This is a genomic window from Shewanella abyssi (assembly GCF_023284025.1).
Lineage (GTDB): Bacteria > Pseudomonadota > Gammaproteobacteria > Enterobacterales > Shewanellaceae > Shewanella > Shewanella abyssi.
The window spans coordinates 51789-64724 of sequence record NZ_JAKIKR010000025.1; the positions used below are offsets into that span (position 1 = coordinate 51789).

The following is a 12936-nucleotide window of genomic DNA, read 5'->3' on the forward strand; positions in this document are numbered from 1 at the left end:
AGTTAGAGATGAAAGTGTTAACTTCTATGGCTAGTGTAATGCACTTGTGGCTCTATCACTTCAGCTAAGGTTTCGGCTCGACTGATGAAACGAATAAAGGCGCTGGGTAAGGTTAATTGTTCGACACTGCGCTGCCAGTTGGACTGCAATATAGCTGAGTAACCCTCCTTCCCCGATGCGGTATACGCTGATGACACGCCGATATAGTGCTGCTGCGGGTCAACATCAAGCCACTGCGCTAGGCCATCGACTTGGCGCATGATTTCGAGTTTAATGATGCGTTTACCTAAGGTTTGTCTACCATCGTAAAAGTACTTAAGACCATAGGTGTATGGGAAGCTGCCCGCTCCAGTGCCGATAACACTGTTATTCGTCGCTGCATTAATGGCAGATTCCAGCATCTCAAAAATAAACTGACCTTGAATTTGGTAGGTCACTAAAGGCAAGTCAAACGGCAGAATGCGGCCAATAACTTCAGCAAGGCTTAATTGACCTTTATTGAGTGACTGCCTTACTCCACCGGCATTATGTAGCGCAAAATCAACCTCAATACCAATCTCAGTGGTTTCTTTAAACATACTCCGACTTACCCAAGGTGCTATCTCACTGCCGTGTGGCAGAGCTTTGCTAGGCAAGCGGGTATGAACTAAGTTTCTTGGTACAAAACCGAGGATTTGATTGTCTAGCGCATCAAGAGTTGGGCGATATTTTTTGAGGATGGTTTGCTGAATGACGCTGTCTTCACCGTCCCAATAAATAGCCGGGTTGGCGTCCAGCTTGGCGCGGATCGCCAGATAATTATCTGCGCTCACTTCGCCTTCGCCAGCTTGTAAAATAAATTGCTGGTCTAGCATAAAGTAATTACCGCCGTTAAGGCTGGTCACCATCCCCCTGTCGTCAAATGTAACATCTGCAATGCCGATAGTTTCGGCGTACTTTCCAGCATGCAATATAGGCGTGTTGTTGACGCGTTCAGCATAAGGCATATTGCTTAAGCCCAACTGGCGAAAATCACCTTGAAGCGTATGGGAGTGTCCGCCAACAATCAAACTGATCCCATCAACCTCTTGGGCGAGTCTTTTATCTTGGTCCAGGCCGAGATGACTCAACACTATGATGTGATATATGCCTTCAGCATGAAGTTTAGCAACGGTGCGTCTGGTGGTTTCAATGGCATTGATAAAATGGGTATCTTCGTCGGGACGAGCAATCTCTTTCATTTGATCAAGCGTGATGCCGACGATAGCGACTTGCTTGTCCTGCAGCGGCTTTAAAATATATTTTGCCGTCTGCGAGTCATTGTCGTAATCATACAGGTTAGGGTGGCATGCCAGCCGTGCTGTTTTGTCTAAACGCTCTTGGCTTAAGTCCATATTACCGGCAAGTAACGGGAATTGGATATCGTTAAGAAAATCTAACACTGGTCCGTTACCGGCATCAATTTCATGGTTTCCGAGCACCATGGCATCGGGCTTTAGCAGATTCAGCAGATCAGAATTGGCTTTGCCTTTGAACTCATTAAAGTAAAGTGTGCCTTGAAAGCTGTCGCCGCCATGTAAGAACAGAAACGATTGCTGCTTGGCTTTGGCCGATAACTTGGCCTGAGAAAGTTGGTAACCGATGCGTGCATACCCGCCACTATGGGTGTACAGGGTTAACTCTTGTTGCTGTTCTGATACGGTAAATTGCAGACGATTTGCGTCGAAATGAGAATGTGTGTCGTTGATGTGGGCAAGTTTTAAAGTGTAATTAGACGTCATCTTAATCCTCAGAACCAAACAAGAATTATAGCACTAACCCTTACTGTTTGGTGAAATACTGATTTTGGCGGCTAAAAAAGGGAGCCAAGCTCCCTTTCTCTACAGAGTGAGTTAACTAGCGCTTACTCGGGCTTGTTATCAAACTCGCCGTCGTCTGAAAGCACAATGCCTTTGTGCTTCATTCTACGACTCCACAATTTACGCGCTAATTGCTGCATATCTGTGACAGGATCATTCGAATCGACAATTTCTAATCCGAGCAGGGACTCGACGATATCTTCCAAGGTCACAATGCCTTCACCGGAACCGTATTCATCAACCACCATCGCAATCTTGGTATTGCGCTTAATCATTAACTCAAACAGCGGTAGAATTTTTGCAGTCTCAGGAATGACCAACAAGTTCTTCTTCAACACGGCAATCGATTCTTTCGGCGTCGTACGCTCTGCAAGCAATACGTCATTGCGGTTGATATAGCCGATAATGTTATCAGGCTCATCTTGGTACACCGGAATTCGAGTAAAAGGCTTGGCCATAAATTTAGCCGCAAAATCACCTTGAGTTAAGGTTATTGGTAGCTTAAACATCACCGTTCTTGGCGTCATAATCGTGGTGACTGGCATCTCTTTAACCGACAACATTTGCGTCAAAATCTTAGATTCTTGCTCGTCTAGCTCACCCGAAATTCTTCCTATTTCAGCCATAGCACTCATCTCTTGACGAATATATTGGCCTTCATCGCCTTTACCCATAAGTTGAGTGACCTGCTTAGACATCCAGATAAGTGGCATCGTTGCACGCTCCATCCACACTAATGCGATTGAAACTGTGGGTGCCAGTGAACGCCAGTAGTTTGCACCTAGTGTTTTAGGGATGATCTCTGAGAAGAACAGAATGAGAAAGGTAAGCACACCAGAGAATACGCCTAACATCTCGTCACCAAACACTTTAGCGGCTTGTGCGCCAGCGACTGCGGCTCCAACTGTGTGAGCTATGGTATTTAACGTCAGGATAGACACGAGTGGAGATTCAACGTTTTCTTTTTGTTTCTTCAATCTTGCAGCTGCAGCGGGCTTTGTTGCGGCAAGCGTGGCGATATAACTGGGCGTGACTGAGAGTAAAACTGCTTCAAACACACTACAAAGAAAAGAGATAGTAATGGCGACAAATACTATAATGATAAGAGTTATCATAAAGGTGAAATTACACTTCCAAATTGCAGACCAACATTGGTCTGAGCGGATTCTAGCATAGCTTTATTCTGAGCAAATGCAGTTTAGTCGCTATTTCTCTGGTTTTTTGTATCTATCTCTTACTAGTCGTTGCTTGGTTTCAATGTTTATCACGATTTTGCCGTGCAGCATTAACGGTAAGTGCATGAAATCGCGGCATGAGCATATTAGAGGGTCGAGGTTGCTGGCCAAATTTTGTTAGGGTCTGTATAATTCGCCGCCCGGATGCAGGTTTTAGGTTTTTGAGGTTACACACATGAGTGAAAAGAAGATCAATTTATTAGATCTTGATCGTAAATCGATGCGAGCGTTATTTGCCGATATGGGTGAAAAGCCGTTCCGTGCCGATCAATTGATGAAATGGCTTTATCACTTTGGTGTGAGTGACTTTGAAGAGATGACCAACATCAACAAAGTATTACGTGCAAAGTTGGCCCGTAAGTGTGAGATTGTTGCACCAGCAATTGCCAGTTATCAAAAATCAGTTGATGGCACTATCAAGTTTGCTATTGACGTGGGTAACGGCCAAGAAGTTGAAACGGTATATATACCAGAAGAAGATCGCGCCACTTTATGTGTCTCGTCTCAAGTCGGTTGTGCACTTGAATGTACCTTCTGCTCAACCGGGGCGCAGGGCTTTAACCGAAACTTAACCGTATCAGAAATCATCGGTCAGGTTTGGCGCGTCGCCGACTTTATTGGCTTTGTAAAAGACACCGGCGATCGTCCAATCACTAACGTAGTGATGATGGGAATGGGAGAGCCACTGCTCAACTTGAAGAACGTTATTCCTGCCATGGATATCATGTTAGACGATTTCGGTTTCAGCTTGTCAAAGCGCCGCGTTACTGTGTCGACCTCGGGTGTCGTTCCTGCGTTAGATATCCTTGGCGACGCACTCGACGTGGCTTTGGCTGTGAGTATTCACGCGCCAAACGATGAGCTACGTGACGTGCTTGTACCGGTGAACAAGAAGTATCCATTAGAAGATTTCCTGGCGGGGATCCGTCGCTATATCGCCAAGTCAAATGCTAACCGTGGCCGCGTTACTGTTGAGTATGTGATGCTTGATCATATTAATGACAGTACCGACCAGGCGCATGAATTGGCTAAGCTGATGAAAGATACGCCATGTAAAGTGAATTTAATTCCATTTAACCCATACCCAGGTTCTCCCTACGGTCGCTCGTCTAATTCACGAATCGATCGTTTTTCAAAGGTACTGATGGAATATGGCTTAACGGTTATTGTGCGTAAAACTCGTGGTGACGATATTGACGCTGCTTGCGGTCAACTTGCGGGTGATATTCGAGACAGAACCAAGCGTTTAGCGAAAAAACGCATGCAAGAGAACCAAATTTCGGTCACAATGGATTAACTCTTTGTATCTATTGATAGATAGGCTAAACGATGAATCATAGAAAGGTGAGCGTGCCACTGGTTATGTTGCTGTCTGCAACCGCTCTTTCGGGCTGCGTGACACAAAGTATCTATACCGGCACTAATACACCTGTCTCTGAGAAGAAGGTCGATAAAGTGGCTGCTGCACGTCAACGGGTGCACTTGGGCTTAGTCTATTTACAAAAAGGTAATAGTGAGCAGGCAAAAGCTAATTTGGATCGTGCGTTAGCTTTTGCTCCTGAGCTTGAAGATGTGCATATCGCATTTGCCTATTATTACAGCTCAGTCGGTGAATTAGAAAAGACCGAACAGGCATATCGACGGGCAACAAACCTTAGGAATGCCAGCGGAGATTCATTTAATAACTTCGGTACATTCCTGTGTCAACAAGGTCAATATGCTGAGTCTGAAAAGATGTTCCTTAAAGCGCTTGAACGTCCTTCATATACTCAATCAGCATCTACTTATGAAAACTTGGGAATTTGTAGTCGAAAAGCAGGTCAAATAGAAAAAGCGCAAAAGTATTTTTCCATGGCGCTTAATTATGATCCAAGAAGACGCACCTCGCTTATCGAGTTAACAGAAATTGAACTTGAAGCTGAGCGGTATACAGAGGCGAGAGCTCGACTAACGCGTTACCATAACGTCGCGGTCGAATCCCCAATCAGTTTAGCGCTGGGAATTGAAATTGAACAAGGTCTGAATGACGACGACGCAGTAAGAAAATTTGGTATTTTACTATTAGCAAAGTTTCCCTCCTCGCCTCAGGCCAAGCATTATCGGGCTAATATGCATTAATGAAAAATGAACAGAATGATCTGCCCAACATAGACACAGAAAGCCTAGTGGAAGAGTCAACACTCACGCTGGGCGTTTTGCTAAAAAAAGCCCGCGAAAATAAAGGGGCAACGATAGAAGATATTGCGGCGCAATTGCATTTACGGCCGATTATCATTAAAGAAATTGAAGCCGACAATTTATTAGCGGTCGGCGCGGCGACCTATGTGCGCGGCTACGTAAAAAATTATGCTCGAGCGGTGCAAGCGGATCCGTTTGAAGTGCAAGCCTGCTTAGATAAACAGCTGTTAAATGATGCTGAACCCTTGATGCAGAGTTTTTCTCGTAAAACAACCCGCCAGGCTCGTGATGGTCGGTTGATGTTGCTAACCTACATCATTGTGTTTGTACTCTTAGCGTTAATGGTGCTGTGGTGGTTCCAAAAATCATCCATGGAAACCACGGTTGATTACTCTCAACCCACCGTTGAGGAAGTTGCAGCCTCTGCTGAAGATGCTCGCTCCAATGCACAGAACGACATTGCGAATAACTCAAGGGCCCAGCCCTCGGGCGAACAAATCACGCAGTCGCAAACTATCGCCACTGATATGTTAAGTGCTAGCACTCAGGTTCCGCTCGCCAACACGCCGTTGTCTGCAGGAGCGATGCTTGCCTCTATAGTAGAAAACCAACTCGACGATGACGGGGCGAGTGAAGGCAGTTCTGCCGCAAAGCAGGTTAATCACAGTAGCGATGCCATTATGTCAGATGTGGCCTTAAGCCTTACGGGCGATTGCTGGATAAAAGTCACCGATGCTTATGGTAAAATACTCGTCAATGGCTTGAAAAAATCAGGACGTGACATCAAAGTGAGCGGCATTGAGCCTTTTGCATTGATATTGGGCGCCCCACAAGTTGTGAATATCCAGCTCAATGGAACTCAAGTTAGCTTGAAACAGTATCCGAGCGGTAAAGTGGCGCGCTTAAGCCTGCCTCTCGCTGGACTATAACGAATGATAGAGCACAAAGACGATGTATAACGAATCTCCAATAATTAGACGTAAATCAAGCCGCATTTACGTCGGTGATGTACCGATTGGCGACGGCGCACCTATCGCTGTGCAATCGATGACGAATACTAACACCAACGATGTGGCTGCAACTGTTGCGCAAATTAACGCGCTGCAGAATGTCGGCGCAGATATCGTGCGGGTATCCGTACCCACCATGGATGCCGCCGAAGCGTTTAAGCTTATTAAGCAACAAACGAGTGTGCCGTTAGTGGCCGATATTCATTTTGATTATCGTATCGCCCTTAAAGTGGCTGAATATGGCGTTGATTGCTTGCGTATTAACCCTGGCAATATTGGTAACGAAGCCCGCATTCGCAGCGTTGTAGAATGTGCGCGTGATAAGAATATCCCCATCAGAATTGGTGTTAATGGCGGTTCATTAGAAAAAGATCTAATGGATAAATATAAAGAGCCGACACCGGAAGCTTTGCTTGAATCTGCAATGCGTCACGTCGATATTCTTGATCGACTTAATTTTGATCAGTTCAAAGTTAGCGTGAAAGCATCGGACGTATTCTTAGCCGTTGAGTCATACCGTTTACTCGCTAAGCAGATAATACAGCCACTTCACTTAGGCATCACTGAAGCGGGCGGTGCACGTGCAGGTTCGGTTAAATCTGCTGTCGGCTTAGGGATGTTGCTGGCTGATGGCATTGGCGACACATTAAGAATATCGTTAGCGGCTGATCCTATTGAAGAGATCAAAGTGGGCTTTGATATTCTTAAATCATTGCGGATACGTTCGCGCGGGATTAACTTTATTGCTTGCCCATCATGTTCTCGTCAAGAGTTTGATGTCATCTCTACCGTTAACGAGTTAGAGCAGCGTCTTGAGGATATTGTTATCCCACTGGATGTTTCTATTATCGGTTGTGTGGTCAACGGCCCTGGCGAAGCGCTTATCTCCGATATTGGCCTGACCGGCGGTAACCGCATGAGTGGCTACTATAAAGACGGTGTGCGTCAAAAAGAGCGTTTCGACAATAATAATATCGTTGATTCGCTAGAAGCAAAAATTCGTGCCAGAGTCGCCATGAGTGAAGCAAGAATTCCAGCGCAAGACCTAAGCAAGTAAACCGTTTAATCATCACTAGTCAGCCTTGGCGACTGGTGATTTTTTGTGGGTGATATACCCGTTCTACCTGAAACGAGCATCTTCGAGTAGAGCGGGTATTTATCCCGTTTTACGTTTAGTATCGAAACGCCTATAATGCGAGGCGTTTTTTATTTTTAAACAGCAAATTTGGCGAATCGAAAAGTGGCAAAACAGATCCAAGCGATCCGCGGAATGAACGACATTCTGCCGACCCAAAGTCCTATATGGCAAAAACTTGAAACCGTTCTTAGAGAGACTGTCAGTGCATACGGTTATAGCGAAATTCGTACACCTATCGTAGAAAGTACCGACCTTTTCAAACGATCAATCGGTGAAGTTACTGATATCGTTGAAAAAGAGATGTACACCTTCGAAGATCGTAACGGCGACAGCCTAACGCTACGTCCAGAAGGTACAGCTTCAACGGTACGTGCGGGCAATGAACACGGTTTACTGTATAACCAAGAGCAACGTCTGTGGTATATGGGACCTATGTTTCGTCATGAGCGCCCTCAAAAGGGTCGTTACCGTCAATTCAACCAGTTTGGAGTTGAAGTTTACGGCATCGCGAGTGCAGACATTGACGCAGAAGTTTTGATGCTGTCTGCCATGCTTTGGAAAAAATTGGGGATCTCGGATCATGTCACACTTGAGCTGAACACCTTAGGTGATAGCGAAGAGCGTGCAGCATACCGCGATGCTTTGATTGCCTTTTTAGAGCAGCATAAAGAAGTGCTTGATGAAGACAGCCAACGCCGTATGTACAGTAACCCTCTTCGAGTTTTAGACTCTAAAAATGCGGCTGTTCAAGCGCTTTTGGGTGATGCTCCAGCGTTGATGGATTATTTAGGCGAAGAGACTCGTTCACATTTTTCACATTTATGTGAACTCTTAGAGGCTGTTGGCATCCAATACACAATCAATCCTCGTCTAGTGCGTGGCTTAGATTACTATAACCGCACGGTATTCGAGTGGGTGACATCAAGTCTAGGCTCACAGGGCACGGTATTAGCCGGTGGTCGTTACGATGGTTTAGTGGGTCAACTAGGGGGCAAATCAACCCCAGCAGTCGGCTTTGCTATGGGTCTTGAGCGTATTGTGTTATTGCTAGAAACCCTTGAGCTAGATAAAGACGTTAAACCTGCAGTCGATGTGTACGTCACTGCGATGGGTGATAACTGCCGTATTGAAGCGATAAAGATTGCGCAAGAATTAAGAACAAGTTTGCCAAGTTTGAAAGTGATGAGCCATTGCGGTGGCGGTAACTTTAAAAAACAGATGAAGCGAGCAGATAAAAGCGGTGCCGCTGTAGCGCTGGTGATTGGTGAAGATGAACTTGCCAATAATCAAGTTGCAGTAAAGTACCTTCGTGAAGATAAAGCACAAGAATTAGTTGCCCGAGATGCGTTGGCGACTTATATTGCAGAACTGATTTAAAAGGGGAAGTACACGTGGAAGTCTATAGCACAGAAGAGCAACAAGTAGATGCTATCAAACAGTTCTGGAAAGATTACGGTAGCTCAGTTGTCGTAGGTGCTGTTGTCGGTTTAGGTGGATTATTTGGTTGGAACTATTATTCCGACTACCAGTTAGCTCAAGCGGAAGCAGCCTCAGAGTCTTTTCAGGCCCTAAGTAGTCAAAATACAGCGGATGCAGCAATGCTTAGCGCTGCAGATACGTTTGCTAAAGAACATGGTCAAAAAGGCTATCAGTCTTTATTAGAGCTTATGGTCGCAAAATCAGCTGTTGAAACGGGTGATTTAGAAAAAGCAGAAGCCACACTTAAAAATGTGATAGCGGTTAATGCCGATAGCAGCATCGTGCTCGTTGCCACAATCCGTCTAGCACGTGTGCAAGCAGAGCAAGGTCAATTTGCCACAGCGATTACTACGCTTGAGCAAGTTAAAGATGTTGCTTCAGCGGCACAGCGAGATGAATTAAAAGGTGATTTCTTGGTTCGCCAAGGTGAAACCGACAAGGCTAAGCTTGCCTATCAAGCTGCGGTAGAAAATGGTGGAACTATGAGTAGTCCAACATTGCAAATGAAGCTTGATAACTTGAACAAGGCATAAGGAATCTGCCCATGAAGTCTTGGTGCAAAACACTGTTCGCATGTGGATTGAGCATAGGTATGCTGTCTGCGTGTTCATCAAACGATGTCGAAGAAGAGCCCGTTGCTGAGCTTACAGAAATTGAAGCAAGCGTTTTTCCTGAAGTTAGCTGGAGCGCTAATGTGGGGGATGGTGTAGGCGATTATTATTCCCGTCTACGTCCCGCGGCGCGTTATGATAAACTTTTTGTTGCTGACCGCTACGGTAAAGTCGTTGCATTTGATGAAGCGACGGGTAAAAAAGCGTGGGAACAAGATTTTAGCGCTGTTTTTAGAGATAATATTCTCGCTAAAAACAAAGGCGCTCGTTTAGCCGGTGGCGTTACAGCCGCACGAAACAAGGTCTTTGTGGGCGGTGAAAGTGGTCTTGTTGCAGCGTTTGATGCCGAGACTGGCGAAAAAGTATGGCATGTTATCGCCGGCGGTGAAGTGTTATCTGCGCCAACGGTTGGCGAAGACATTGTGGTCGTTAATACCGGTTCTGGTACACTAGAAGCCTTTAATGTTGATGATGGTGAAAAGCGTTGGGTTTATGAAAACCAACTGCCAACGTTAACGTTACGCGGCACAGGCTCAGCAGCCTTTGATGCGGGTGGTTTTTTTGTCGGTACTGCCGATGGTAAAATCGCAGTCGTGATTAAGACCAACGGTCAAGCAGCATGGGAACAAGCGATCTATACGCCTTCTGGCGGTAATGAGTTTTCTCGCATGGCCGATGTTGATATGAAGCCATTGCTTGTGGGTGAAAACCTCTATGCGGTGAGCTATAATGGCAACTTGGTTGCAATGGAAACGCGTACGGGCCGTGTAGTATGGACTCGTAAGTATTCAAGCTTTCATGAGTTAGCCTATTCAGGTGCAAGCTTGTTTGTCGTTGATGACCATAGCCGCATTTACTCTGTCGATAGACGAAATGGTCTAGAGTTATGGAATAATGTTGAACTGGCAAACCGTAACTTAACTGCAGCGATTGCATTTAAAAATTATGTTGTCGTTGGTGATTTTGAAGGTTACCTGCACTTTTTAAGCAAGTCTGATGGCAAAATAGTTGGGCGTGTTCAAGTAGATAGTTCAGGTTTGTACAGTCAGCCGCTTGTTGTTAATGACAACTTGTATGTGCAGACTCGTAATGGACAAGTGGTTCGAGTTACGCTTCCGTAAGCCGAGTTGTAACAGATGATAAGGCCCCTGGATGTGTATTCCGGGGGCTTTTTAGTTAATAGAAATGTAGTAATAGAGGCAATAAAAATGATTCCTGTTGTGGCCCTTGTTGGGCGACCAAATGTTGGTAAGTCGACCCTTTTTAACCGACTTACCCGTACCAGAGATGCCTTAGTGGCAGATTTTCCTGGGCTAACTCGGGATCGTAAGTACGGCCGAGCATTCTTGGCTGGCTATGAGTTCATTGTGGTCGATACCGGTGGTATTGACGGCACTGAAGAAGGGATTGAAACCCGTATGGCTGAACAGTCATTAGCGGCGATTGAAGAAGCTGACGTGGTTCTGTTTATGACAGATGCTCGTGCTGGCTTAACTGCAGCCGATTTGGCTATTGCACAGCACCTACGCAGCCGTGAGAAAACCACATTTGTTGTCGCCAACAAGGTTGATGGCATCGATGCCGATTCTGCCTGTGCAGAGTTTTGGTCGCTAGGTCTTGGTGAAGTTTACCAAATGGCAGCGGCGCAAGGTCGTGGTGTAACCAACATGATTGAGTATTCGTTGGCACCTTATGCGGAAGCTATGGGTATCGTTAAGCAGGGTGAAGGCGAAGAAGACGAAGAAGAGCGTGAATACACTGAAGAAGAAGCGGATGCTGAGCAGAAACGTCTGCAAGACTTGCCGATTAAACTTGCCATTATTGGTAAGCCTAACGTGGGTAAATCAACGCTAATTAACCGTATTTTGGGTGAAGAGCGCGTTGTTGTTTATGACGAGCCTGGTACCACGCGCGACAGTATTTACATTCCAATGGAACGTGAAGGTCGTGAGTATGTACTTATTGATACAGCCGGTGTTCGCCGTCGTAGCAAGGTACATGAAACGGTTGAGAAGTTCTCAGTCATTAAAACGCTTAAAGCGGTTGAAGACTGTAACGTGGTACTGCTTATTATTGATGCCCGCGAAGGTATCGCCGAGCAAGACTTAGGTCTTTTAGGTTTCGCCCTAAACGCGGGTCGTGCATTGGTGATAGCGGTGAATAAGTGGGACGGCATTGATCAAGAGATTAAAGATCGTGTTAAGAGCGAACTTGATCGCCGTCTAGGCTTTATCGATTTTGCTCGTATTCACTTTATCTCTGCACTGCACGGTACCGGTGTTGGTCATTTATATGAATCAGTTGAAGAAGCATACGACAGTGCAACGAAGCGTGTAAGCACGGCAATGTTGACGCGTATTATGCAAATGGCACAAGACGATCATCAGCCGCCATTGGTAAAAGGTCGCCGTGTGAAGCTTAAATACGCTCACGCAGGCGGTTATAACCCTCCTATTGTGGTTGTACACGGTAACCAGGTTAAGAAGCTGCCTGATTCATACAAGCGCTATATGATGAACTACTACCGTCGTTCACTTAAAGTGATGGGTACGCCGATCCAAATTCGTTTCCAAGATGGTGCGAACCCGTTCGAAGGCATGCACACTAAGAAGCTGACTGTAAGTCAAGAACGTCGTCGTAAGCGTATGACGTCGCATATTCGTGACAAGAAGAACGAAGATTAAGTCTTTGTTTGTTGCTTGGTATCTAGTTTGATAGCCAACTTAGCGATTAAAAGGAACCTTCGGGTTCCTTTTTTGTTGCTTGGGTTTTTCTACTTGGGATTTGGCGTTTTGACGGGGTTTAATTGCTATTGTTAGTTGCAGGCTCACATGTCGCTACTTCTGTGGGACGCTATAAAGCCATCCATGGCCGCTCTGCGGTTTCATCTGATCTCCATGGACGGAGGGAATGCCAAATTCTATAGGGAATAGAATGGGCCTTGAAACCGAAGCCCACAGCCGCATCTACATTAGATTGGTCAATTATTCGCTTTAAATTTCCAGGTGCTAGTTAGGTTTAGGATAAGAAAGAAAGGAACAGCGTAGTCATGCAGGATTTTCATTAGCATCCATAGAGTAATAAAAACCGCCGTACTGACGCTTCTTGTTGGGGGGGACTGGGTGTTTTCTGTGGGTCAGTTTTGGCCTGCTAGCATATAAGGCATATAGGTATATGGCTAAATGCCTAGCACACTTTTGGACAGAAATGTTTTAGATCATTGAGTCGAATAAGCCTGACATTGATTAGATTTTAATGTAGGAGCGGCTTCAGCCGCGAAGACCTTTCTAAGGAGATGGATGAAGTGCATTACTGCTGGCTTTGCCTTTACACCATTGTCCACAGTTATGCTGTTTTTTGAAAGCACACATAGCATCCCAACGACCACTAATACCACTGTATTGGCGGCGAAACTCTTTCGCTGAGGTAATCCAGGCCTCGGGTGCA

At 45.6% G+C, this 12936-nt stretch carries 10 protein-coding genes and 1 pseudogene; 8 read left to right on the forward strand and 3 right to left on the reverse strand.

All coding sequences use genetic code 11. From position 1 onward, the window contains the following. Nucleotides 1–17: 17 nt before the first annotated feature. Together L2755_RS12355 and L2755_RS12360 are read right to left on the reverse strand one after the other, a co-directional pair. Nucleotides 18–1760 carry a bifunctional metallophosphatase/5'-nucleotidase gene (locus tag L2755_RS12355; RefSeq protein ID WP_248981000.1) on the reverse strand — a complete coding sequence of 581 codons (1743 nt, stop codon included), beginning with the start codon at nucleotides 1758–1760 and terminating at the stop codon, nucleotides 18–20. A gap of 122 nt (nucleotides 1761–1882) precedes the next feature. Continuing rightward, nucleotides 1883–2953, reverse strand: a complete 1071-nt coding sequence (locus tag L2755_RS12360) for a CNNM domain-containing protein (RefSeq protein WP_248981001.1) — start codon at nucleotides 2951–2953, stop codon at nucleotides 1883–1885. Nucleotides 2954–3248: 295 nt separating this feature from the next. Between L2755_RS12360 and rlmN the strand changes: the two genes are divergently transcribed. From rlmN to der, 8 genes are all read left to right on the forward strand, one after another. Next, the gene (gene rlmN / locus L2755_RS12365) at nucleotides 3249–4370 is read left to right on the forward strand and encodes a dual-specificity RNA methyltransferase RlmN (protein ID WP_248981002.1); all 1122 of its coding nucleotides are present in this window, start codon (nucleotides 3249–3251) and stop codon (nucleotides 4368–4370) included. A gap of 32 nt (nucleotides 4371–4402) precedes the next feature. Continuing rightward, a complete protein-coding gene (pilW, locus tag L2755_RS12370) occupies nucleotides 4403–5191 on the forward strand; it encodes a type IV pilus biogenesis/stability protein PilW (RefSeq protein WP_248981003.1) in 789 nt (262 codons plus the stop codon). After that, nucleotides 5191–6180, forward strand: a complete 990-nt coding sequence (locus tag L2755_RS12375) for a RodZ domain-containing protein (RefSeq protein ID WP_248981004.1) — start codon at nucleotides 5191–5193, stop codon at nucleotides 6178–6180. Before pilW ends, L2755_RS12375 begins: the two co-directional genes overlap by 1 nt. Nucleotides 6181–6202: 22 nt before the next feature. After that, on the forward strand, nucleotides 6203–7318 hold the full coding sequence (ispG, locus tag L2755_RS12380; RefSeq protein WP_248981005.1) for a flavodoxin-dependent (E)-4-hydroxy-3-methylbut-2-enyl-diphosphate synthase: 1116 nt from the start codon (nucleotides 6203–6205) through the stop codon (nucleotides 7316–7318). 183 nt (nucleotides 7319–7501) lie between these two features. After that, complete coding sequence (gene hisS / locus L2755_RS12385) at nucleotides 7502–8776, forward strand: histidine--tRNA ligase (RefSeq protein ID WP_248981011.1); 1275 nt, start codon at nucleotides 7502–7504, stop codon at nucleotides 8774–8776. A gap of 14 nt (nucleotides 8777–8790) precedes the next feature. After that, complete coding sequence (locus L2755_RS12390) at nucleotides 8791–9411, forward strand: YfgM family protein (protein WP_248981006.1); 621 nt, start codon at nucleotides 8791–8793, stop codon at nucleotides 9409–9411. A gap of 11 nt (nucleotides 9412–9422) precedes the next feature. Then, nucleotides 9423–10610 carry an outer membrane protein assembly factor BamB gene (bamB, locus tag L2755_RS12395; RefSeq protein ID WP_248981007.1) on the forward strand — a complete coding sequence of 396 codons (1188 nt, stop codon included), beginning with the start codon at nucleotides 9423–9425 and terminating at the stop codon, nucleotides 10608–10610. Nucleotides 10611–10697: 87 nt separating this feature from the next. After that, nucleotides 10698–12173 (forward strand): ribosome biogenesis GTPase Der, encoded by a 1476-nt coding sequence (gene der, locus L2755_RS12400; RefSeq protein ID WP_248981008.1) that lies wholly within the window; start codon nucleotides 10698–10700, stop codon nucleotides 12171–12173. Nucleotides 12174–12776: 603 nt separating this feature from the next. Here der and L2755_RS12405 read toward each other — a convergent pair. Then, nucleotides 12777–12936, reverse strand: a pseudogene (locus L2755_RS12405) (transposase); the annotation flags it as partial.